This window comes from Allobosea caraganae, assembly GCF_003351345.1.
Lineage (GTDB): Bacteria > Pseudomonadota > Alphaproteobacteria > Rhizobiales > Beijerinckiaceae > Allobosea > Allobosea caraganae.
In genome coordinates this window covers 108,490-130,368 of sequence record NZ_QQTO01000023.1, presented here as the reverse complement: position 1 = coordinate 130,368, position 21,879 = coordinate 108,490, and the positions used below count along the sequence as shown (strand labels likewise).

Below are 21,879 nucleotides of genomic sequence, written 5' to 3'. Positions count from 1 at the left end.
TCATCCCGGCCGGAGCGCAGCGTAGCGCCGGGATCCATCGTAAAACTCCGAGCCCTACGATGGATCCCGGAGCGGCGCGGCTTCGCCGCTTGTCCGGGATGACGCGGCGTTTTCTGCCGAACGAAACGGACCTTGACGTAGCTTCAGCGCTTCCCGCCGAGCATGGCGTCGAGGATCGATTTCAGCGCGTCCTGATGGCCGTCCTGCACCTGCCTGCCGTGCTCGAACATCTGGTTGAGCGCGTCGAGGCCGATCGAGCCGGGCGTGTTCGCGCCGGAGGAGGGGGGCGGAGCCGGAGCGTCGGTGTCGTCCTCCTGGGGCGCCGGCTGCGGAGCCCGGCTTTGCGGCCGGCCGCGCGGCGGCTCGTCCTCCTGGTCAGGCGCCGAGGCCTGCCCGCCCTGCGCGCCGCCGAACATGCCGCCGAGGATCTGCCCGAGCACGTCGCCCATCGGGTTGGCGCCTGCGCCCATGCCGCCCGGCATCTGGCCGCCGAACGGCCCGCCCTGCGGCTGCTGGCCACTGCCCTGCTGCTGGCCCGCACCGGCCGCCTGACCGCCGAACAGGCCGCCCAGGACCTGGCCGAGCATGTCGCCCATCGGATTGCCTGAGGGCTGCGCCTGCGGCTGCGGCGCAGGCTGCTGGCCCGGCATCTTGCCCTGCATCATCTCGGCGAACTGGCCGAGGATGCCGCCGAGCCCGCTATTGCCGGCCGATTTGAACAGGCCGCCCATCACCATCGCGGCGATGACGGGCAGCATCTGCTTGAGGATGGCCTGGCCGACGCCGCTGGTCGCGGCCGCCTGCGCCACCACGGCGTTGCTGACTTCCTTCGAGCCGAAGAGCTGGCTGAGGACGTTGTTGCCCATGGTCTGGGCATTGTCGGGAATGCCGTCGCCATCGGCGTCGTAGAGCTTGCCGAAGGGCGAGGCCGTCATCATCTGCGCGAGGTTGCCGAAGGCGTAGGGGTCCTGCGTCTGGCGCTGCAGCCCCATCGAGAAGGCCGGCAGCAGCGCGTCCATCGCGCTCTGGGTCTGCTGCTGGCTGAGCCCGTATTGCCGGGCCAGGTTCTGCATGGCCTGGCCGTTCTGGGCCGACTGCATCATCTCGAACAGGTTCATCATGGCGCGCCTCGATCCGGCTCTGTCTCATTGATTGAGCGCAGGTGTCGTCCTGCCGGCGGGACGATAGCAGGGCCGGCCGTCCAGGCAAGCTGACGCTCGGTTCGCGGCGGGCGCGTTGCGGAAGATCAGGCCGAGGCGGTGGAGGCCTGCGCCGGCGCCGGCTGCGCCGCGGCGCCGCGCTCCAGCCGGTTGATGCCGCGATAGGCCATGACCAGCGCGGCGATGCCGAACACGACGGCGTCGAGCGCCGCGCCGGCAAGCGCGCCCTTCGGCCCGGCATAATTGGCGCCCAGCCATGAGAGAGGCATCGTCCCGAGCGTGGCGCGGCCCCAGCTGAACACGGTCGAGAACACCGGCATGCCGAGATTGTTGAAGGCGGCGTTGGCGACGAAGAGCAGGCCGACGAAGAACCACATCGGCCCGGAGATCAGGCAGAAGAAGACCACGATCTCGGCGGTGAGCCCGGTCGCGCCGAACAGCGCGACGATCTGGCCGCTCAGCAGCACGAGGCCGAGCCAGGCGATGCCGACGCAGCCGATGACGAAGATCACGGAATCGCTCAGCGCCCGTCGCATCCGGTCGTACCGGCCCGCGCCCCAGTTCTGCCCGAGGATCGGCCCGACCGCGCCCGACAGCGCAAACAGCACGCCGAAGGCGACCGGGACGAGCCGGTCGGTGATTGCCATCGCGGCGATGGCGGCGTCGCCGAAGCGCGCCATCACGCTGGCGAAGACGGCGTTGGCGATCGGCGCCGAAAGGTTGGTCAGGATCGCCGGGCCGGCAATGGCCAGCATGAGCGGCGCATCACTGGTGATCGCGGCGCGCGTCGGCCTCGCGGCGATGCGATGGACCTTGATCGCGCCATGGAAGCCGATCGCGGCGAAGATCACGCGCGAAATCACCGTGGCCCAGGCGGCGCCATTGGGGCCGAGCCCGAGGCCGAAGATGAAGAGCGGATCGAGCGCCGCGGTCGCCAGCCCGCCGCCCAGCGTCACGAACATGGCACGCCGTGCGTCGCCGACGGCGCGCAGCGTGCCGGAGAAGCCCATGCCGATCGCCATCAGCACGTTGGAGGGCAGCACGATCCAGAGGAAGGATTGGGCGACGGCGTAGGATTCGCCGTGCGCGCCTAGGCGGGTGAGCAGCCAGGGCAAGCAGGGCAGCGCCAGCACCGAGAGCAGGAGCGCCACCAGCGCCATCAGCGTCATGGTTGAGCCCGCGATCCGCCTGGCGCCCTCGCGGTCGCCGGCGCCGAGCGCGCGCGAGGTCAGCGCCGCGACCGCGATCATCAGCCCGACATTGATCGAGACCATCAGGTAGAGGACGATGGTCGCATAGCCGACGCCGGCGGTCGCCTCGGGCCGGCCGAGCCAGGAGACGTAGAGCAGCGACAGCAGGTCGACGACGAAGATCGCCATCAGGCCGACGGAAGCCGTCGCGGTCATCACCGCGACATGGCGGAAGGTCGAGCCGGTGACGAAGACCGCCTGGCTCGGCCCGGGCGCGCCGCTCATCGCTCCGGCTCGCCGACGCCGCCGACCGCGACCTCGGCCCCGCCATCCTCGATGACCTCGCGCGTCTCCTGCGTCAGCGCCTTCGACTTCGCCTTGGGCTTGATCAGCGGCTCCGGCGTGACGCGCGGCACCTTGGTCAGGCTGGCGGCGAGGCCCTCGGTGAACTGGATCTCCATGCGCTGGGCGTCGCGGTCGCGGACATGGTCGATCACCAGGCTGGCCTCGTCATAGGTCAGGCCGAGCCCCTCCAGCGTCACGCGGCCGAAGCCGAGCGCCGATTCGAAGGTCTCGCGCATCTGGTAGTCGACATTGGCCTTCATCAGCTCGATGGCGTGGATGCGGTCATAGGCGCGCACATGCAGCCGCACGGTCGGGAACTCGGCCTTGACCATCTCGACGATGTGCAGGGCGTCTTCGCGCTTGTCGATGCAGACGCAGATGATCTTGGCCTTGTCGGCGCCGGCGGAGCGCAGCACGTCGAGCCGGGTGCCGTCGCCGTAATAGATCTTGAAGCCGAACTTGGCGGCCGAGCGGATGCGCTCGACATCGGAATCGATGATGGTGACATCGACATGCTGGAGCAGCAGCGCCTGCGTCACCACCTGGCCGAAGCGGCCGAAGCCGACGACGATCACGGTGCCGCCGGCGCCGTCGAAATCCTCGTCCATCGTCTCGGCCTGGGTCCGGCTGAGCAGCCAGATGTCGATCAGCTTGGCGACGATCGGGCCGATCAGCATGCTGATCGCCGCGAGCGCCGTCGCGATCGCGCCCTGCTGCGGGTTGAGCAGGCCGAGCGACAGGCCGAGCGGCAGCAGCACGAAGGCGAATTCGCCGGCCGGCGAGAGCAGGGCGCCGGCGCGGATCGCCTCGGTCGTGCTCGAGCAGGAGGCGCGCAGGATCGAAGCGGCCACCGCGATCTTGAACAGCACCAGCAGCGGCGCCGCCAGCGCCAGCAGCAGCGCGTTGTCCGCCACCAGCTTGAGGTCGAGCGACATGCCGACCGCCATGAAGAACAGGCCGAGCAGCACGCCGCGGAACGGCTCGATATCGGCCTCGAGCTCATGCCGGAAATGCGAATCGGCCAAGAGCACGCCGGCCAGGAAGGCGCCCATCGCCATGGACAACCCGACATGCTCCATCAGCAGTGCCGCGCCGAGCACGATCAGCAGGGCTGCCGCCGTCATCACCTCCTTCGCGCCGGCCTTGGCCAGGATGCGGAAGAACGGGTTCAGCACATAGCGGCCGGCGAGCACGATGATGGCGACGGCGAGCAGCGCGAAGCCGAGCCCGGCGAGAGCGCGCATCGAGCCGCCTGCCTCCGCCTCGGTCGTCGCCAGCAGCGGCAGCAGAGCCAGCGCGGGCGCGATCGAGATGTCCTGGAACAGCAGGATCGAGAATGTGCGCCGGCCATAGGTCTCGCCGCCGTCGCCGCGCTCCTCCAGCAATTGCAGCGCGATCGAGGTCGCCGACAGCGCCAGCGCCAGCCCGACCGCGACGGCGCCGCCGAGCGAGAGGCCGAACCACCACGCGACCGCGCCGATGACGCCGGCGCTCAACACCATCTGCGCCAGGCCTGCGCCAAGGATGTCCTTGCGCATCGAGTAGAGCCGCGCCGGCTGCAATTCGAGCCCGACCAGGAAGAGCAGCAGCACCACGCCGATCTCGGCCGTGCCGCGGATCGCGTCGGGGTCCTTGATCACCGCGAGCACCGAGGGGCCGATCACGATGCCGGCGGCGAGATAGCCCAGCACGGCCGACTGCCCGAGGCGCCGGAACACCGGCACAGCGATCACGGCGCCGGCGCAGAAGGTCAGGATCGCCGGCAGGTAGCTCGTGTGGGAAACATCGGCCATGAAGAACTCTGGTCAGGAGGGCGAGTGTGGAGCGGCGCCGGAGTCAAGAACCTGTTTGAACCCTCAGCCCTCATCCTGAGGAGCCGCAAAGCGGCGTCTCGAAGGATGTTCCAGTGCTCTCTGGAGCATCCTTCGAGACGCGGACTTCGTCCGCTCCTCAGGATGAGGGCTCAGGCTATCCCTGAAACAAACGCTCAACCGACAACCTACCCCATCTAAGGGCTGGCTGCCGATCCTGCGAGGTTTCCGGTGCAGATGAATCGCGCAGGCCATGCTTGCGCCACAGCGTCACCGCGCTTCCTTGACATCATCCGCATCTGACCGAAAGAAGACAGCGACCTTTTCCGGAGCCGCCAAGCGCGTGACCAAGCCGCCGCTCGACATCCTGCTATGCGCCCCGCGCGGCTTTTGCGCGGGCGTCGTGCGCGCCATCGACGCGGTCGAGAAGGCGCTGACGCTGCATGGCGCGCCGGTCTATGTCCGCCACGAGATCGTGCACAACAAATACGTGGTCGAATCCCTGAAGCGGAAGGGCGCCGTCTTCGTTGCCGAGCTTTCGGAGGTGCCGGACACCACCCGCCCGGTGATCTTCTCCGCCCATGGCGTGCCGAAATCGGTGCCGGCCGAAGCCGATCAGCGCGCGCTCTTCGCCATCGACGCGACCTGTCCGCTGGTCACCAAGGTCCATCGCGAGGCCGAGGTCCACCACAAGCGCGGCCGGCACATCCTGCTCGTCGGCCATGCCGGCCATCCCGAGGTGATCGGCACGATGGGGCAGTTGCCGCCGGGTGCGATCACGCTGATCGAGACGCTCGACGACGTTGCGACGCTGGTGCCGCCGGAAGGCGTGCCGCTCGCCTATGTCACGCAGACCACGCTCTCGGTCGACGACACCCGCGGCATCGTCGAGGCGCTGCAGGCGCGCTTCCCCGCCCTGATCGCCCCGCACAAGGAAGACATCTGCTACGCCACGACCAACCGCCAGGAGGCGGTGAAGCGCGTCGCGCCGCTGGTCGACGGGCTGCTCGTGGTCGGCTCGCCGAACTCCTCCAACTCGCAGCGCCTGCGCGAGGTCGCCGAGCGCGCCGGCTGCCCGCATGCGCGGCTCGTGCTGCGCACCGACGAGATCGACTGGTCGATCTTCAGCGACATCCGCCGCCTCGGCATCACCGCCGGCGCCAGCGCGCCCGAGGTCCTGGTCGAGGAGATCATCGACGCCTTCGCCGAGCGCTACGAGGTCCGCGTCGAGACGGTCTCGACGGCCGATGAGAGCGTGTTCTTCCCCCTGCCGCGCGAATTGCGCGACCAGCCAGCGCCGACCGCGGCCGAGTGAGCGAATTTGGCCGTCTATACTGAAGTCGCCGACGACGAGATGGCCGCCTTCGTGGCGCGCTACGGCATTGGCGAGTTGCTCGCCGCCAAGGGCATCGCCGAGGGCGTCGAGAACTCCAACTATCTGCTGCACACCAAGCAGGGCGTCTACATCCTCACCCTCTACGAGAAGCGGGTGAAGGCCGAGGACCTGCCCTTCTTCGTCGCGCTGATGCAGCATCTCGCCGATCGCGGACTGAACTGCCCAGTGCCGGTGCGAGACAGCCGCGGCGAGGCGCTGAGCCGGCTGGCGGGCCGCCCGGCGGCGATCGTGACTTTCCTCGACGGCCTCTCGGTCAAGCGCCCGAGCGCGGTGCATTGCGCCGAGGTTGGCCGCTCGCTGGCGCTGCTGCATCAGGCCGGCGAGGGCTTCGGCATGGAGCGCGTCAACGCGCTCTCGGTGCCGGGCTGGCGCCCCCTCGCCGAGCAGGCCGGGGCCGATGCCGACAAGGTCTCGCCGGGATTGGCGAAGCGCGTCATGGCCGAGATCGAGCGTCATGAGCGCTCCTGGCCGCAGGGCCTGCCGAGCGGCGTCATCCATGCCGACCTTTTCCCGAACAACGTCTTCTTCATCGGCGACAAGCTCTCGGGGCTGATCGACTTCTACTTCGCCTGCACCGACGCCTTCGCCTACGACCTCGCGATCTGCCTGAATTCCTGGTGCTTCGAAGCCGACGCCTCGTTCAACCTGACCAAGGGCCAGGCCATGCTGGCGGGCTATGAGAGCGTGCGCCCGCTGATCCAAGCCGAGGTCGAGGCCCTGCCGGCGCTCTGCCGCGGCTCTGCCCTGCGCTTCCTGCTGACGCGGCTGGTCGATTGGCTCAACGTGCCGCCGGGCGCGCTGGTCAAGCCGCATGACCCGCTCGAATACGACCGCAAGCTCGCCTTCCACCAGAGGGTGGGAGATGCGCGCGACTATGGGCTGAAACGATGACCGAGGCTGTCGAGATCTGGACGGACGGGGCCTGCTCGGGCAACCCCGGACCCGACGCGCTGGGGGCTTGCCCCGTTCGCGCAACCAAAAATCGCCGGGGCCTGCCATGAGCGAACCCGTCGAGATCTGGACGGACGGGGCCTGCTCGGGCAACCCCGGCCCCGGCGGCTGGGGCGCGATCCTGTCCTATATGGGCAAGGAGCGCGAGCTTTCGGGCGGCGAGGCGATGACTACCAATAACCGCATGGAGCTGATGGGAGCGATTGCCGCTCTGGAAACGCTGACCCGGCCCTGCACCGTCGCGCTCCACACCGACAGCCAGTACCTGCGCCAGGGCATCACCGCCTGGATCCATGGCTGGAAGAAGAACGGCTGGCGCACCGCCGACAAGAAGCCGGTCAAGAACGAAGAGCTCTGGAAGCGTCTCGACACTGCGCTGAAGCAGCACAAGATCGAGTGGAAATGGGTCAAGGGCCACGCCGGCGACGCGATGAACGAGCGCGCCGACGCGCTGGCGCGGGCGGGCATGGCGCCGTTCAAGCCGATGCGGTGATGGGCGCCTGCCCGAGCGGCGCAGTCATGCGTCGCGGCTAGAGCATCGGACCGAAAAGTGGATTCCGGTTTTCGGAAGAATCCGATGCGATAATAAGGTCTAGATCGGCACTTTGCGTCCAATAGGACGCACGGCGATCTAGAACCGCCCCAGGCACTGCCTCAGGGTCGTGAACTCCGCATCCGGGTCGGTGTCGCTGGGGAGTGCCAGGGCTTGCCCGGTGGACCATGCCGCCCGCACGTCGCGCGGGGTCATGCCGAATTCCTGCCGGAAGGCCCGGCTGAAGCTCGACGCATCCTGGAAGCATAGCGTTTCGGCGATGACCGTGATCGAGCGCCTGTTCAACGGGTCGGACAGCTCGGCATAGCTCTGGAGCAGGCGCCGACGCTGGATGAAACGCGCAACGCCGCCTTCATCGTGCAGCAGGCGGTAGAGCTGGGTCCTCGACATGCCCATCTCGCGGCACAGCGTCGCCGGGCCGAGCGACGGCTGGCGCAGGTGGCGTTCGATGACCTGCCGCGCCTTTTCGCGCCGGCTGAGGTCGATCAGGCTTGTGGCGTGGATGCTGTGATCGACCGTGGGGGCGATGCAGGCGAGTACCATCGAGCGCACCGCATTCGTCAGGCGCGGCAGGTCTGCCTGCGACAGCTCGGACGCATTGCGCTGCAGCAGGCCGATATAATCGCCGAGCAGCTTGCCGAGGGGCTTATCGAGGGCCTGGCCCTGCATCGCGTCCAGGACCGGCGCGAGATCGCCGAAGCTGTCGCGGGGAAGATAGAGCTGCAATCGCTCATCATGGGCTCTTTGGCTGACCATCTCGCGGCCGAGCGATACGACGAATGGAATCCGCGGCGGCACGTTGAGGGAGACGCCGCCGCCCAATCCGGTGGTCACGTGCTGGCCCAGGGTTATGACCCAGTGATCCACCGGGTTGCGGCGGACCAGCGCATTCGATCGCGAGGCGCGCAACGACGGCGCCTTGACGTGGCTGAGACCAAAGCCTCCGAACGTCCAGACCGTGCTCTCCGCCAGGAACCCCTTGTCGGGTTCGTGAGAGGCGACGTCGAACACGGTATCGAACCAGCTGCTCCAGGCTGCGAACTGGTCCCGCGGCGCAAGGTCATGGGTTGAGAAGCGAACCGGTATCATAGCGGAACCCGGAGCTGCGGAGCCCAGCGCACAGCGCGGCTCGCAACATCGTGGATGATGATCCGCCGTCGATATCAAGAAAATCCCGCTTGGGAAAGGCGGTCTGCTGCGAATTCTTTCGAATGGCTAGTTTTCTGGCATGCCTTTAGTTGGATCCAAATTGTAGTGGTTGTCATTGCAACTTGAGAGGGTGTTCGAAGACTGTCGTCAAAGTGCCGCAATGCGCACGGGCCTTCTTGGGTGGCATAATATGCCGGCTAAATGGAACGTTGCGAAAGAGCCGAGCCGGTTCACGCCGTGGGTTCTCGCGGCGAATGCTGTGACCATCATCGACGCGGGATGAGTTCTGCTGGGGGGCACTCGATGGCCTGCTCGCCGATCCTTACCGGTCGAGGGGCAGCCTGCCGCAGGTGATGCATTCTACGGTTACGCCGGCGGCAGCGCCTGCCGGTAGACGATGAAGCCCGACTCCGCCACCTTGTCGTAGAGCTCCCGCGCCTGTGCGTTCGTCTCCTGCGTGTGCCAGTAGACGCGGAAATAGCCCTTGTCCTCTGCCATCTGCCTGACGGCCTCGATCAGCTTGCGGCCGGCGCCGCCGCCGCGGATATCCGGCGAGACGAAGAGGTCCTGCAAATAGCAGATGTCCTTGGCGCTCCAGCAGGTGCGATGCGCGACCCAATGCACGAGGCCGACTGCCTTGCCGCCCTGCTCGGCGATGAAGCCGCCCATCGGCTCGGTGCCGCCGGTCAGGCGTGCGAAAGTGAGATCGTAGATCTCCTGCGGCAGGGTTGATTTGTAGAAGGTCAGGTAGCCCTGCCAGAGCGGCGCCCAGGCGGCACGGTCGCTCGCGACGAGCGGGCGGATGGTGATCTCGGACATGGCAGCCTCCCCAAAGCGCGGCGAAGCTAGCCCGCGCCGCGCCGGCTGTCTCATGACAAGGCGATATCGGATCGATCAGGAAAGCTGAGTTGGCGCACCGGTGAGGGAGCAGGGATGCTCCGCTCGCGACCCTCGGCTGACATTCGCGAACATCCGCGTCGATGCCGGCTAGATCATCAGGCCCTCCAGCAATTCCTCCGATGGCTCGGTGAGAAGGCCATCAGCCTTCAACATGACGAAACCGTGCAACTGGGCCCAGATTGCATTGGCGGCGGCACGGGCGCGCCTCGGAGAAGTATCCGAAACGCGGTCGAGAAGCGGTCGAAAGCTCGCCAACGCCGCCTTCAAAAGCTCGCTTTCCTTAGGGGCGCCGGCGACCAGGCCGGAGGCGAACATCAAGCGATAGAGCTGTACGTTCTCTTCGCCGAAGCAGAGATAGGCGGCGCATATCCGCTTGACGGCTCCGGCTTCGGGACCAGCCGCTGCCGCGGCCAGCAGCGCTTCCGTAAACGCCTCGAATTCATGCGTGGCCACTCCGGCCAGAAGCTCGTCGCGGTCGGCGAAGTGTCGATATGGCGCCGATTGCGCCACACCGGCCCGGCGCGCGAGCGAAGCTAGCGAGAGGCTCTGGGCGCCGTTGGCGGAGATCTCGTTCCGCGCCGCCTCCAGCAGCGTGCGGCGCAGATCCCCATGATGATACGCATCGCGCTTGTCGGGGTTTTCGGTCGTCGGCTTCCTCATGTGATAGGCAATAACATTTTTCTTGACTCCCGGTCAATTGGGCGTATGTGATAGATCATCACATCGACGGTGATGATGATGACTTCGAGCGATCAGCGGCTCCGAGAGCGCGGCTTCCTCGAAGGCTGACACCCCATGACTCCAACAAAGAGGAATTCTCACATGACCGACCATTCGAACCATGAGGACGCGGTTCTCCGCCGCTCGGTTCACCAGGGCGCCAGCGCTGCGGCACTTGTCGGCGCCTTCGGCATCCCTGCGCCGGCAAACGCGCAGCCGGTATCGTCGGAATCCGGGTCGCTGGGTTCACGTCTTCAGGGCGTGCAGCACTTCGGTCTCACGGTGCAGAACATGGACCGAGCCCATGCCTTCTACACGGAAGTGCTTGGCGGCACCGAGGTGCTGCGCGACGGCGACTTCTACGGCGAGCGCATTCACAACACGCTGCTGACGGATCAGGAGATCGAGGCCCGCACGCGCCGCGTCAATCCCCGCGCGATGGGTGTTCCGGACCTTCGGAGCGGCGCGCAGCGCCTGGACGTGCGCTTCATCCAGTTCGACAATGTCGTGATCGAGCTTCTGCAGTACCGTGACGCCAGCGAGCCGGCGGGGAGCGGTGCCGCGTTCGCCGAGCCGCTCGATCATATGAGCCCGGCCTTCCCGCGCATGATGCACATCTGCTTCCATCTCCGCGACGATGTCGATTTTAACCGATTCATCGCCGATCTCGAAGCTGAGGCCGCGCGGCGCGGCATGGCGCAGGTCAAGGCGAACCGGGTGATCACCGTCACCAACGAGCCGGAACGCCTCGCCGCGCCGATCGAGGCCAACAGCAACGGAATCACCGAAGGCCAGTCGAACGGATGGCGGCTGATCTACTGCAAAGGCCCCGAGGGCGAGCAGCTCGAATTCGTTCAGGCGCTCGGGCCGGTCAAGCAGCTTTTCGACCGCGCGCGCCAGGCCCGTCAAAAGATCTGAAAAGGCGAGGAACTTGGAATGACCAACTCATCGACAAAATACGGCGCCGCAATTGCAATCTCGGCGATGGCTATCGCCGCGCCCGCACTTGTCGGGCGTGCGGAACAGGGGGGCGCTGCGACCCAGGCAGCGGTTCGCTACGGCGAAATTCCGGCCGGCGCCTATGCGGTCGTCGCCGAGGTTCGCGCAAAGCCTGGCATGGAAGAAAAACTGCGCGAGGCAACGCTCCCGCTCGTGGCGCAGGTTCGAAACGAGCCGCGCAATCTCGTCTACTTCCTTCACGAGGACCGCGCCGCGCCTGGCCATTTCATCTTCTATGAAATCTTCGCCAGCGAGGCGGATTTCAAAGCGCACAACGCGACGCCGCACGTACAAGCTTGGTTCGCACGCCTGCCCGAACTCGCAGAAGGTGGCGTGGCGGTCACGCATATGCAGTTGCGGGGCAACACCCCGTAACCCAGCGCGAAGCCGCCGCCGCATATACGAACTGTTCCCGATCGGCTCTGATCGAGAGCCATGGCAGCCAAATGGTCGACGTCGGTAGAGGGCAGATTCCCCCCGATGCGGACATTGGCCGCAGTTCGATAGCTTCAGGCTACCGCCCCAATGGAAAAGCCCGCGCGGCTCGTGGCCGCGCGGGCTTCAAAACTCTGGTCTAAAAAACTCAGAGCTGCTTCAGCAGTGCCTCAGCGCCCGAGACGTCGGCCTTGCCCGGAGCGTCCTCGACGTTCAGGGCGGCGACCCTGCCATCCTCGACGATCATCGAATAGCGCTGCGAGCGTGTGCCGAGGCCGAAGCCCGAGCCGTCGAGCGAGAGGCCGATCTCCTTGGCGAAATCGGCGTTGCCGTCGGAGAGGAACTCGATCACGCCGGCGCCGCCGGTCGCCTTCGACCAGGCGTCCATGACGAAGACGTCGTTGACGCCGGTGACCATGATGGCGTCGACGCCCTTGCCCTTGATCTCGGCCGCGTTGTTCAGATAGCCGGGCAGGTGGTTCTTGTGGCAGGTCGGCGTGAAGGCGCCGGGAACGGCGAAGAGCACGACCTTCTTGCCCGCGAACAGGTCCTCGGTCGTCTTCGCCGCGGGGCCGTCGGGCGTCATCACCCGGAAGGTCGCGTGCGGAAGCTTGTCACCCACCTTGATCGTCATGGCCTGTTCTCCGTGGAGTCCGTGAGTCCAGGCATGATGTCGTCCGGAAGCCGGTAGCCAGCTTTCGGCATCATGCCCTTGCGGCTTCAAGCCGCCCGCTCTCCGATTACGGCTTGGCGACGGGGATGTCGAGTTCAAGCCGCGTCTCGATCGCCGCAGGCTTGCCGCGCACGGTCACGATGAAGGGAATCGGGCCAGACGCGCCCTTCGGCCGGTCGTTGATCTTGACGAAGGCGGAGAGCGTGCCGTCCGGCTGCGGGATGATGGCCGGCTTGCCGAAGGACCACATGCCGGGACCCTCGACGAAGATATCGTCGACTATGCCTTCGGGCGGCACCTGCAGCGTGACGCGGACGCCCGCATCCAGCCCCTGCTCCTCCGGCTTCACGTCGAGGATGGAGAGCTTCTCCTTGCGCGGGCCGAGCTTGACCTGCGCCGGCACCCGCGCCTCGAAACTTTCCAGCAGCGGCGAGGTCACGGAGGTGACGCCGGGCTCGAGCCAGAGCCTGGCCTCGCCCTTGGCCGGGATGCAGATCTTCTCGCAGACGGCGTAGTCGAGCTTGAGCACCAGCGTCACCGGCTTCTGCGGATCGACCGGCTGCACCGAGACCGGCACGACGACTTCGCCGACATAGCCGACCGAGTAGCCGTTGCCGTCCTCGAAGCGCTCGGGCGTCGGCCAGCGCACGTCGAGCCCGCCGACATTCTCCGAGCCGCTCCAGTCGAAGACCGGCGGCACGCCGGCATCGCCGGGGCTGCGCCAATAGGTCTTGTAGCCCGGCGCCATCGCGATCTCGATGCCGACGCGCTGCTTGCCGGAGGGCGCGGTCGCGCCCGCGATCAGCCGCAGCGAGGAATGCGTGCTCTTCGACCATGGCGAAACCGCCGCATCCTGCGCCAGGGCAGGTGCGCTCAGCGCCAGCAAGGCGAGGGCGGGCAGAAGCAGGAATGGTTTCACGGGGCGATTCTACGCAATCGGAGTTCCAAGAGCGAAGCACACTCTCACAAATCGGCGAACGATTATGTGAAACGGGACGGCGATAGCGGATATGGCGCATGATTGGGGCGCAATCGCGATCTCTCGCATTACGACGTTTTCCCCGGTTCCCAGCCGGGGCGATTCTGAACTAGCATGGCCGGATGAGGATCGGTTCGACCCAACGCGTCAGCGGCCGCAGCTATCTCGACGGGCAATGCCTGATCGCGATGCCGGGGATGGCCGATACGCGCTTCAACCGCAGCGTCGTCTATGTCTGCGCCCATTCCGAGGATGGCGCGATGGGCATCATCGTCAACAAGCCGGCGCCGGACACGAAATTCCCCGATCTCTTGGTCCAGCTCGACGTAATCCCCTCGGACGGGCTGATTCGACTGCCGAGCCAGGCTGAGAAGATGCAGGTGCTGCGCGGCGGGCCGGTCGAGACCAAGCGCGGCTTCGTGCTGCACTCGGCCGATTTCTTCCTGGAATCGGCGACCTTGCCGATCGATAACGGCATCTGCCTGACCGCGACGCTCGACATCCTGCGCGCCATCGCGATCGGCTCCGGGCCGGAGAATGCGGTCCTGGCGCTGGGCTATGCCGGCTGGGCGGCGGGCCAGCTCGAATCAGAGATCCAGTCGAATGGCTGGCTGCATTGCGCCGCCGATCACGACCTGCTCTTCGACGCCGGCATCGACACGAAATACAACCGCGCCCTGCACAAGATCGGCATCGATCCGGCATTTCTGTCGAGCGAGGCAGGGCACGCCTGAACCCTTCTCCCCTCGGGGGAGAAGGTGTCGCCAAAGGCGACGGATGAGGGAAGGGGCGCGCCAGTGGCCCTTTTTCTTGTTTAGGCTTTGACTTCCCTCATCCGTCAGCGCTTCGCGCTGCCACCTTCTCCCCCGAGGGGAGAAGGGAAAAACGGGGGAGAGGGTTTACGCCGCTTCCGACGACGAGCTGCTCGCGCCCACCAGCCGTCTCGCCTCCGCCGCCGTCATCGGCTGGCCGAAGATGTAGCCCTGCGCGTATTGGCAGCCGAGCTGGTAGAGCTCGATCGCGTCCGACTCGGTCTCGGCGCCCTCGGCCACGACGTCCATGCGCAGGTCGGCCGCGAGCTGGACGATCGAGCGCAGGATCACCGGCGGCTTGCCGTTGCCCATCTGTCTGACGAAGCTCTGGTCGACCTTGATCGTGTCGAAGGGGAAGCGCTGGAGGTAGGACAGCGAGGAGTAGCCGGTGCCGAAATCGTCGAGCGACAGGCCGGCGCCGAGCTCGCGGATGCGGCTCAGCATCTGCGCGGCATATTCCGGGTTCTCCATCACCAGGCTTTCGGTGATCTCGAGCTTGAGCGTGCCCGGCAGCACGCGCCGGCGCGCCAGCACGGTTTTCACATCGTGCAGCAGGTCGTGGCGCAGCAACTGGCGGCTGGAGACGTTGACGCTGGCGAAGATCGGCGGGTCGACTTCGAGCGCCGCTTGCCAGGCCGCAAGCTCGCGCGCCGTGCGGTCCATCACGTAGACGCCGAGATCGACGATCAGCCCGGTCTCCTCGGCGATGGCGAGGAAGTCCTGCGGCAGGAGACGCCCCTCGCGCGGATGGTCCCAGCGCACCAGCGCCTCGAAGCCGGCGATGGTGCGGTCCTCCAGCCGGACGATCGGCTGGTACATCACCTGGATCTCACCGCGCTCGATGGCGCGACGCAGATCGCTTTCGAGCGCCAGGCGGTCGTTGCGGTCGGTCCGCATCGCCGGCACGAAGACCTCGATCTTGTTGCCGCCCTGGCGCTTGGCATGGGCCATGGCGAGCTCGGCATTCTTCAGCGCGTCGTCCTTGCGCGCCGCGGGCGCGGCGTCGAACAGGGCGAGGCCGATCGAGGGCGTCAGGAAGATCTCGCGCTCGGCGAAGGTCACCGGCGTCGAGACGGCGCGGCGCACCAGCTCGGCCAGGGCGAGGATGCGCTCGGGATCGCGCTCGGAAACGAGGATCATCGCGAAGGTGTCGCCGCCGATGCGGGCGAGCGTGTCCTGCGCGCGCAGCAGCCGGCCGAGCCGCCGCGCCAGCGTCAGCAGGATCGAGTCGCCGGCGGAGAAGCCGACCGATTCGTTGACCTGCTTGAAGCGGTCGATGTCGATCACGATCACGGTCGGGCGGATGCCGTCATCGGCGCGCACGAAGCCGAAGACTGCGCCGAGACGGTCCTGGAACAGCTTGCGGTTGGGCAGGCCGGTCAGGTTGTCGTGCACGGCGTCGTGCAGCAGCCGCTCTTGCGCGGTGCGCTGCTCGGTGACGTCCGAGAGCGTGCCGATGACGCGGATGACCTCGCCGTTGGAGCCGATCACCGGCCGGGCCTTGAGGTTGAACCAGTGATAGGCGCCGCTCGAGGCGCGCAACCGGAAATCGAGCTGGAGCTTGCCGCGGCGCTGCTCCAGCACGGCGTCGAGCGTCACCCTGTAGCGATCCCGGTCGGCGACGTGCATGTATTCGAGCCAGCGCGAGGCGGAGCCTTCGAGCGCTCCGCGCGGCAGGCCGAGCAGGGTCTCGGTCTGCGGCGAGACGAAGATCTTGTCGGCCGAGACGTCCCAGTCGAAGACGAGGTCGCCGGAGCCGGACAGCGCCAGCGCCCGCCGCTCGGTGTCGGAGACCAGACCCTGCGCCAGCGCGCCGCCGGCAAAGGCGTGCTGGATCACGGTGAAGCCGATCAGCAGCACGATCAGCACGAGCCCGCCGACCAGTGCCGGTGCCACGAGGTCGCGCGAGAACTGGCCGGTGACGGTGAAGCCGGCCGCTGTCACCCAGATCGCCAGCAGGAACCAGGTCGGGATCAGCATCACCGCGCGCTCGTAGCCATGCGTCGCCAGATGCAGGATCAGCACGAAGCCGACGGCCGCGACGGCCGCGATCGAGATGCGCGCGATGCCTGACGCCATCGGCGCATCGAAGACCGCGAGCCCGACGAGGCCGATCAGCCCGAGGATCCACACGATGGTGACGTGGCTGTAGCGCACATGCCAGCGCGACAGGTTGAGATAGGCGAAGAGGAAGACGAGCAGCGTCGCCGCCAGCACCACCTCGGCGCCGGCGCGGTAGATGCGCTCGATCGCCGGCGTCAGCGGGAAGATGCGCTGGAAGAAGCCGAAATCGAGCCCGGCATAGGCGAGCACGGCCCAGGCCAGCGCGGCGGCGGCCGGGAAGATCACCGCGCCCTTGACCACGAAGATGATGGTCAGGAACAGCGCCAGCAGGCCGGCAATGCCGATGATGATGCCCTTGTAGAGCGTCAGCCCGTTGGTCTTCTGGCGATAGGCCTCCTGCTCGAACAAATACAGCTGCGGCAGGTTGGGCGATTTCAGCTCGGCCACGAAGGTCACGGTCGTGCCGGGGTCGAGCGTGATCATGAACACGTCGGCGTCGGGCGATTCCTCGCGCTCGGGCCGGAGGCCCTGGCTGGCGGTGATCGCCTCGATGCGGGTGTCGCCGAGGTCGGGCCAGATCACGCCCGAGCCGATCAGCCGGTGGAACGGCGCGACCAGCAGCCGGTCGATCTGCTCGTCGGAATCATTGGTCAGCGCGAAGACGATCCAGTCCGGCCGCGCACCTGATTCGCGCGCCCTGACCGCGATGCGCCTGACGATGCCGTCCGGCCCCGGCGCGGTCGAAATCTGGATGACGTCGCCATCGGATTTGTTGCGCTCGACCACATGGGTCAAGTCGATGACCGGCGCATCGACGGGCACGCGCACGGCCTCCACCGCATTCGCCGGGGCGGCGAATGTCAGCGGGAGCAGGAGAGCGAGGCAAATGACGGCGAGGCCAGCCCGGAGGAGACGGTCGAAGAGGGACAAGCGCGGCTCGGAGATAGGATGGAACGCTATAATACAGCTATGAACCATCAGTCGTATCGACCGCTCATGGCGAGGGCAAGGCAGGAGCGGGCCGCTATGGATCATCGTGCGCCGGCATCGCTGCCGCCGGAGATCCTGTCGGTCGAAAGGATGCCGTAGAGCAGATGGTCGGCCCATTGGCCGTTGATGCGCAGATAGGCCCGCGCCTCGCCCTCGCGCCGGAAGCCGACGCGCTCCAGCAGGCGCCGCGACGGCTCGTTATTCGGCAGGCAGGCGGCCTCGACCCGGTGCAGCGCGAGGTCGGAGAAGGCGAAGCGCAGCGCGCCGCGCACGGCTTCGGTCATATGGCCCTTGCCGGCATGGCGCTGGCCCATCCAGTAGCCGAGCGTGCAGGCCTGCGCGACGCCGCGCCGCACCAAGCCGAGCGTCAGCCCGCCGAGCAGGGCGTCTGATTGCCCATCGACGATGAACAGCGAGTAGGCCTCGTCGGTGGCGATCTCGCGGGCGGCGCGCTTGACCCTGAGCCGGAACGAGGTGCGGGTCAGGTCGTCCTCGTTCCAGACCGGCTCCCACGGCGTCAGGAAGTCGCGGCTCTCCATGCGCAGCACGGCCCAGGCGGCATAGTCGGTCGCCTGCGGCGCGCGCAGCACCAGGTTGGGCGTGCGGACCAGCGGTCGCGTCGGCGGATCGGTCGAAAAGCGGAACAGCGCCATGCCGGTCAGGCCTCCAGCCGCACCGTTTGCCGCAGCCATTCGGCCGGCGGCAGGCCGCCAAGCGGCCCGACTGCGGCGATGGTCGGTTCCTGGCCGAGCAGCGAGCGCCCGGCGGCGCGGACATCATCGAGCGTCACGGCATCGAGCCTCTGCGCCAGCTCCTCGCGCGGGATGGCGCGGCCGAAGACAAGCACCTGGCGTGCCATCTGCTCCAGCTTGCCGCCCGGGCTTTCGAGCGAGGCGAGAAGGCCGACCTTCATCTGGGCGCGGGCGCGCGCCACCTCGGCCTCGGTGACGTCCTCCGCCGCCTGGCGCAGGCAGGCGAGCGCGACCTCGACCAACTCGCCGACATCCTCCGGCGCGGTGCCGGCGCTGATGCCGAAGACGCCGCAATCGGAGAAGGGCCAGTGGAATGCGTCGATCGAATAGGCCAGGCCGCGCTGCTCGCGCACCTCCTGGAACAACCGCGACGACAGCCCGCCGCCGAGCACAGAGGAGAATATCTGCAGCGGGTAATGCGCGCCGTCGCGGAAGGGCAGGCCGGGGAAGCCGAGCACGAGGTGGACCTGCTCCTCGTCGCCCTCGATCCGCGCCTCGCCGCCGCGATAATGCCCGCCCTCGCGGTCGGGCGGAGCCTTCGGGCCGGCCGGAAGCGCGGCCAGCCGCTCCGTCGCCAGCGCGACGAGCTCGTCGTGATCGACGGCGCCGGAGGCAGCCAGCACCATGTTGCCGGCATGGTAGTTGCGCGCCAGATAGGCCTGGATCGCGGCCGGCGTGAAGCTCTTCACCGTCTTGGCCGTGCCCAGGATCGGCCGGCCGAGCGGCTGGTCGGGGAAGGCTGCCTGCAGGAAGCGGTCATAGACCAGGTCGTCCGGCGTATCCTGCACCGCGCCGATCTCCTGCAGGATCACGCCCTTCTCCCGGGCGAGCTCCTCTTCGGTGAGCGCCGGCGCAGTGAGGATGTCGGAGAGGATGTCGACCGCCAGCGGCAGGTCCTGGCCGAGCACGCGGGCGGTGTAGCAGGTGTATTCGACTGATGTCGCGGCGTTGAGGTCGCCGCCGACGCTCTCGATCTCCTCGGCGATCTCGCGGGCGCTGCGCCGCGCCGTGCCCTTGAACGCCATGTGTTCGAGCAGATGCGCCAGGCCGTGCTCGTGGGGAAGCTCGTCGCGGGCGCCGGCGCCGATCCAGATGCCGAGCGAGACGGTCACCGCATGGTCCATGCGCTGCGAGACGATGCGCAGGCCCGATGGCAACGTGGTCAGGCCGACATCGGGATCATGTTCGCCGACGGGCCGCGAGGCCTGGGCGGCCACTTCCGCTGCCTCGGCGGGGCCCTTGGCGATCATGCCGCGGCCCCCCGGACAGTGCGGGCATTCTGGCGAATGAAGCTCTCGATCTGGCTCTGGTCGTTCGGCAGCAAGGTGACGCGCTCCTCACGCTCCATCAGGTCGGCGAGATGGGCGGGCAGGGTCGGCACGACGCCGCTCGCCGCCTCGACCGCCACCGGGAACTTGGCCGGATGCGCCGTGCCGAGCACGACCACCGGCGTCGCCGGGTCGAGCTTCAGCCCGCGCCGGGCGGCCGCGACGCCGATCGCGCTATGGGGATCGAGCAGGTAGCCGGCCTCGCGCCAGGTCTGGCCGATCTCGGCCGCGGTCTCGGCCTCGGAGACGGCGGTGGCGTCGAACTCGGCGCGGATGCGCGCCAGCGGCTCGGGCGCGATCTCGAAGCGGCCGGATTGCTGCAGCGACTGCATCAGCCGGCGCACGGTGGCGCCGTCGCGGCCATGCACCTCGAACAGCAGCCGCTCGAAATTCGAGGAGATCTGGATGTCCATCGAGGGCGAGGTCGTGGCGGAGACGCCGCGCATCTCGTAGGCGCCGCTTTGCAGCGTACGGGTCAGGATGTCGTTGCTGTTGGTGCCGATCATCAGCCGCTCGATCGGCAGCCCCATGCGCTTGGCCACCCAGCCGGCGAGCACGTCGCCGAAATTGCCTGTCGGCACCGCGAAGGAGACCTTCCGGGCGGGCGCGCCGAGCGAGACCGCCGCGGTGAAGTAATAGACCACCTGGGCCGCGATGCGGGCCCAGTTGATCGAGTTCACGCCGGAGAGGCCGAGCTCGTCGCGGAAGGCGTGATGGTTGAACATCGCCTTCACCAGGTTCTGGCAATCGTCGAACGTGCCCTCGACCGCGATCGCATGGACGTTGGGCGCATCGACCGTGGTCATCTGCCGGCGCTGCACGTCGGAGACGCGGCCCTGCGGGTAGAGGATGAACATGTCGACGCGCTCGAGCCCTTTGAACGCGTCGATCGCCGCGCCGCCGGTATCGCCCGAGGTTGCGCCGACGATGGTGGCGCGCTCGCCGCGCAGGGTGAGCACATGGTTCATCAGCCGCCCGAGCAGCTGCATCGCCACGTCCTTGAAGGCGAGCGTCGGGCCGTGGAAGAGCTCGAGCACGAAGAGGTTGTCGCCGATCTGCGTCAGCGGGCAGACGGCCGGATGGCGGAAGCCGGCATAGGCCTCGCGGATCATCTCGCCCAGCGCCTTGCCCTCGATGTCGCCATCGGCCAGCGCGCCGATGATGCGCTCGGCCACCTCGGCATAGCTCTGCCCGGCGAAGCCCGCGATCTCGTCCGCTGTCAGGCCCGGCCAGGCTTTCGGCACATAGAGCCCGCCGTCGCGGGCGAGCCCGGCCAGAAGCGCATCGGAAAAGGCGAGTGGGGACGCTTCTCCCCGGGTGGACACATGCAGCACGGCGTCGCTCTCGGTGATGGTGTCTGTTGCTATAGGCCCGGCGGCGGCTTTCGGCAAAATTTTACGGTGCGCCGGTTGCCGGCTTGCGCCGCCCCTGCCAGGCGAAGGCCGTGAACACGCCGATCAGCGTCAGCGCCAGCCCGAACCAGGTCAACGCATATTGCAGGTGGTTGTCCGGAATGCGCTCGATCAGCTCCTTGACGTCGACGCCGGCCGGCGGCGTCAGGCCGTCGCCCTGGCGCTCCGCCTCCAGGTAGAACGGCGCCGGCGGCAGGGCGAGCGAGGCCGCGATTCCACCGGGGTCGCGCGTATAGAACTCGCGGTTGGCCGGGAGGTCGGCCGGCGTGAAGCTGTTTCGCGCCTCGGGCGCGCGCAGGAAGCCGTTGATCTTGGCCGGCCCTGTCGCCGGCTTGATCTCGCTGAAGCGGCTCTCCGGCACGAAGCCGCGATTGACCAGGATCGTGCCGCCATCCTCCAGCTTGAAGCCCTGGAAGATCCAGCGGCCGAAGCCCGAGAGCTGGCGCGTGCCGGGAGGGCCGGCGGCGATCGTGGTGCGCACCCCGGCGACTGGGCCGTCGACGAAGCTGCCATTGGCCGTCACATGGGTGAGGTCGAGCTTGGCGGGGTCGAGCGCGGCCCAGCTCGACGAGGCCGGCACTGGCACAGGCTGGCCCATGGCCTGGGTGGTGAGGCGCTCGATGAAGGCGTGCTTCTCGCCCATGCGCTCGAGCTGCCAGATGCCGAGCACACACAGGACCAGCGTCCCGGCGATGGTCAGGATGGCGGGCAGCAGCAGGCGCGGCCGCGCGGGCGTGTCGATGGCGCTCACCTGTCCAGCCTGCCTTGCCCGGCCTTGTTGGCGTATTGCAGGGAGACCGCGAGCCCCTTCATCGGCCGGAGCAGGGCGAGGCAGACGATCACGGCCAGCGGCAGCCACATTGCCAGGTGCAGCCAGATCGGCGGCTCGTAGGCGATCTCGACATAGAGCGCCAGGCCCAGCACCAGGAAGCCGGCGATCAGCATGATGAACACGGCCGGGCCATCGGCCGAATCGGCGAAGGCGAAGTCGAGCCCGCAGGCGGCGCAGCGCGGGCGCACCTTCAGGTAGCCGTCGAAAAGCTTGCCCTCGCCGCAGCGCGGGCAGCGGCCGGCCAGCCCGGTCGAATAGGGCGAGGGCGAGGTCCCGTGCCAGTCGGCCATGTACGTCTCCTTAAGCACGAAAGGCGGCCTTGCGGCCGCCTTTCGAATGAGTCCTGCGGCCAGGCGCGCGCTTTCCGTTCGGCCGGAACGGCCGAACGACAGGAATTCGCGCCACTCAACTATGGAGCATGTTCTGAT

20 protein-coding genes are annotated in these 21,879 nt (G+C 67.6%); 6 read left to right on the top strand and 14 right to left on the bottom strand.

Annotated elements, in window-relative coordinates; translation table 11 throughout:
- Window positions 1–143: 143 nt before the first annotated feature.
- The 3 genes from DWF00_RS19430 to DWF00_RS19420 all read right to left on the bottom strand — a co-directional run bounded on the left by DWF00_RS19430 (window position 144) and on the right by DWF00_RS19420 (window position 4,488).
- The gene (locus DWF00_RS19430) at window positions 144–1,121 is read right to left on the bottom strand and encodes a DUF937 domain-containing protein (RefSeq protein ID WP_114830275.1); all 978 of its coding nucleotides are present in this window, start codon (window positions 1,119–1,121) and stop codon (window positions 144–146) included.
- 125 nt (window positions 1,122–1,246) lie between these two features.
- The gene (locus DWF00_RS19425) at window positions 1,247–2,635 is read right to left on the bottom strand and encodes an MATE family efflux transporter (RefSeq protein WP_114830274.1); all 1,389 of its coding nucleotides are present in this window, start codon (window positions 2,633–2,635) and stop codon (window positions 1,247–1,249) included.
- Complete coding sequence (locus DWF00_RS19420) at window positions 2,632–4,488, bottom strand: monovalent cation:proton antiporter-2 (CPA2) family protein (protein WP_114830273.1); 1,857 nt, start codon at window positions 4,486–4,488, stop codon at window positions 2,632–2,634. The genes DWF00_RS19425 and DWF00_RS19420 overlap by 4 nt, the downstream gene beginning before the upstream one ends.
- 361 nt (window positions 4,489–4,849) lie before the next feature.
- Here DWF00_RS19420 and ispH point away from each other — a divergent pair, with 361 nt between their 5' ends.
- From ispH to rnhA, 3 genes are all read left to right on the top strand, one after another.
- A complete protein-coding gene (gene ispH / locus DWF00_RS19415; RefSeq protein WP_245974094.1) occupies window positions 4,850–5,821 on the top strand; it encodes a 4-hydroxy-3-methylbut-2-enyl diphosphate reductase in 972 nt (323 codons plus the stop codon).
- 6 nt (window positions 5,822–5,827) lie between these two features.
- Window positions 5,828–6,793: a homoserine kinase gene (locus tag DWF00_RS19410; RefSeq protein ID WP_114830271.1), complete on the top strand. Its 966-nt coding sequence runs from the start codon at window positions 5,828–5,830 to the stop codon at window positions 6,791–6,793.
- A 106-nt stretch (window positions 6,794–6,899) separates the two neighbouring features.
- Window positions 6,900–7,346, top strand: a complete 447-nt coding sequence (gene rnhA / locus DWF00_RS19405; protein WP_114830270.1) for a ribonuclease HI — start codon at window positions 6,900–6,902, stop codon at window positions 7,344–7,346.
- Window positions 7,347–7,484: 138 nt separating this feature from the next.
- Here rnhA and DWF00_RS19400 read toward each other — a convergent pair whose 3' ends face one another.
- From DWF00_RS19400 to DWF00_RS19390, 3 genes are all read right to left on the bottom strand, one after another.
- The gene (locus DWF00_RS19400) at window positions 7,485–8,417 is read right to left on the bottom strand and encodes a helix-turn-helix domain-containing protein (RefSeq protein ID WP_181832727.1); all 933 of its coding nucleotides are present in this window, start codon (window positions 8,415–8,417) and stop codon (window positions 7,485–7,487) included.
- Between the two features lie 504 nt (window positions 8,418–8,921).
- On the bottom strand, window positions 8,922–9,374 hold the full coding sequence (locus DWF00_RS19395) for a GNAT family N-acetyltransferase (RefSeq protein ID WP_114830268.1): 453 nt from the start codon (window positions 9,372–9,374) through the stop codon (window positions 8,922–8,924).
- 168 nt (window positions 9,375–9,542) lie between these two features.
- Window positions 9,543–10,115, bottom strand: coding sequence for a TetR/AcrR family transcriptional regulator (locus DWF00_RS19390; protein ID WP_114830267.1), 573 nt, complete (start codon window positions 10,113–10,115; stop codon window positions 9,543–9,545).
- A gap of 162 nt (window positions 10,116–10,277) precedes the next feature.
- Here DWF00_RS19390 and DWF00_RS19385 point away from each other — a divergent pair, with 162 nt between their 5' ends.
- Together DWF00_RS19385 and DWF00_RS19380 are read left to right on the top strand one after the other, a co-directional pair.
- On the top strand, window positions 10,278–11,093 hold the full coding sequence (locus DWF00_RS19385; RefSeq protein ID WP_114830266.1) for a VOC family protein: 816 nt from the start codon (window positions 10,278–10,280) through the stop codon (window positions 11,091–11,093).
- Window positions 11,094–11,111: 18 nt separating this feature from the next.
- Entirely contained in the window at window positions 11,112–11,549 is a 438-nt protein-coding gene (locus DWF00_RS19380) for a putative quinol monooxygenase (RefSeq protein WP_245974092.1), read from the top strand.
- Window positions 11,550–11,757: 208 nt separating this feature from the next.
- On the opposite strand, the gene DWF00_RS19375 is transcribed toward DWF00_RS19380, so the two are convergent.
- A complete protein-coding gene (locus DWF00_RS19375) occupies window positions 11,758–12,243 on the bottom strand; it encodes a peroxiredoxin (protein WP_114830265.1) in 486 nt (161 codons plus the stop codon).
- Window positions 12,244–12,349: 106 nt separating this feature from the next.
- On the bottom strand, window positions 12,350–13,201 hold the full coding sequence (locus DWF00_RS19370) for a protein-disulfide reductase DsbD domain-containing protein (RefSeq protein ID WP_114830264.1): 852 nt from the start codon (window positions 13,199–13,201) through the stop codon (window positions 12,350–12,352).
- Between the two features lie 182 nt (window positions 13,202–13,383).
- Between DWF00_RS19370 and DWF00_RS19365 the strand changes: the two genes are divergently transcribed.
- Window positions 13,384–13,995 (top strand): YqgE/AlgH family protein, encoded by a 612-nt coding sequence (locus DWF00_RS19365; protein WP_114830263.1) that lies wholly within the window; start codon window positions 13,384–13,386, stop codon window positions 13,993–13,995.
- A 165-nt stretch (window positions 13,996–14,160) separates the two neighbouring features.
- Here DWF00_RS19365 and DWF00_RS19360 read toward each other — a convergent pair whose 3' ends face one another.
- The 6 genes from DWF00_RS19360 to DWF00_RS19335 all read right to left on the bottom strand — a co-directional run bounded on the left by DWF00_RS19360 (window position 14,161) and on the right by DWF00_RS19335 (window position 21,741).
- Window positions 14,161–17,115, bottom strand: coding sequence for an EAL domain-containing protein (locus DWF00_RS19360; protein ID WP_114830262.1), 2,955 nt, complete (start codon window positions 17,113–17,115; stop codon window positions 14,161–14,163).
- 53 nt (window positions 17,116–17,168) lie between these two features.
- Complete coding sequence (locus tag DWF00_RS19355) at window positions 17,169–17,780, bottom strand: GNAT family N-acetyltransferase (protein ID WP_114830261.1); 612 nt, start codon at window positions 17,778–17,780, stop codon at window positions 17,169–17,171.
- A 5-nt stretch (window positions 17,781–17,785) separates the two neighbouring features.
- Window positions 17,786–19,129, bottom strand: coding sequence for a M16 family metallopeptidase (locus DWF00_RS19350; RefSeq protein WP_114830260.1), 1,344 nt, complete (start codon window positions 19,127–19,129; stop codon window positions 17,786–17,788).
- A complete protein-coding gene (thrC, locus tag DWF00_RS19345; protein WP_114830259.1) occupies window positions 19,126–20,541 on the bottom strand; it encodes a threonine synthase in 1,416 nt (471 codons plus the stop codon). Before thrC ends, DWF00_RS19350 begins: the two co-directional genes overlap by 4 nt.
- A 61-nt stretch (window positions 20,542–20,602) precedes the next feature.
- Window positions 20,603–21,370, bottom strand: a complete 768-nt coding sequence (locus DWF00_RS19340) for an SURF1 family protein (RefSeq protein WP_114830258.1) — start codon at window positions 21,368–21,370, stop codon at window positions 20,603–20,605.
- Window positions 21,367–21,741: a DUF983 domain-containing protein gene (locus DWF00_RS19335; protein ID WP_114830257.1), complete on the bottom strand. Its 375-nt coding sequence runs from the start codon at window positions 21,739–21,741 to the stop codon at window positions 21,367–21,369. Before DWF00_RS19335 ends, DWF00_RS19340 begins: the two co-directional genes overlap by 4 nt.
- Between the last annotated feature and the right edge of the window lie 138 nt (window positions 21,742–21,879).

Bases quoted from the DNA above. Each gene is read 5' to 3' on its own strand.
- DWF00_RS19430 (WP_114830275.1), bottom strand. From the start codon at position 1,121: ATGATGAACCTGTTCGAGATGATGCAGTCGGCCCAGAACGGCCAGGCC.
- DWF00_RS19425 (WP_114830274.1), bottom strand. From the start codon at position 2,635: ATGAGCGGCGCGCCCGGGCCGAGCCAGGCGGTCTTCGTCACCGGCTCG.
- DWF00_RS19420 (WP_114830273.1), bottom strand. From the start codon at position 4,488: ATGGCCGATGTTTCCCACACGAGCTACCTGCCGGCGATCCTGACCTTC.
- rnhA (WP_114830270.1), top strand. From the start codon at position 6,900: ATGAGCGAACCCGTCGAGATCTGGACGGACGGGGCCTGCTCGGGCAAC.
- DWF00_RS19395 (WP_114830268.1), bottom strand. From the start codon at position 9,374: ATGTCCGAGATCACCATCCGCCCGCTCGTCGCGAGCGACCGTGCCGCC.
- DWF00_RS19390 (WP_114830267.1), bottom strand. From the start codon at position 10,115: ATGAGGAAGCCGACGACCGAAAACCCCGACAAGCGCGATGCGTATCAT.
- DWF00_RS19385 (WP_114830266.1), top strand. From the start codon at position 10,278: ATGACCGACCATTCGAACCATGAGGACGCGGTTCTCCGCCGCTCGGTT.
- DWF00_RS19380 (WP_245974092.1), top strand. From the start codon at position 11,112: ATGACCAACTCATCGACAAAATACGGCGCCGCAATTGCAATCTCGGCG.
- DWF00_RS19375 (WP_114830265.1), bottom strand. From the start codon at position 12,243: ATGACGATCAAGGTGGGTGACAAGCTTCCGCACGCGACCTTCCGGGTG.
- DWF00_RS19365 (WP_114830263.1), top strand. From the start codon at position 13,384: ATGAGGATCGGTTCGACCCAACGCGTCAGCGGCCGCAGCTATCTCGAC.
- DWF00_RS19360 (WP_114830262.1), bottom strand. From the start codon at position 17,115: ATGGTTCATAGCTGTATTATAGCGTTCCATCCTATCTCCGAGCCGCGC.
- DWF00_RS19355 (WP_114830261.1), bottom strand. From the start codon at position 17,780: ATGGCGCTGTTCCGCTTTTCGACCGATCCGCCGACGCGACCGCTGGTC.
- DWF00_RS19350 (WP_114830260.1), bottom strand. From the start codon at position 19,129: ATGATCGCCAAGGGCCCCGCCGAGGCAGCGGAAGTGGCCGCCCAGGCC.
- DWF00_RS19335 (WP_114830257.1), bottom strand. From the start codon at position 21,741: ATGGCCGACTGGCACGGGACCTCGCCCTCGCCCTATTCGACCGGGCTG.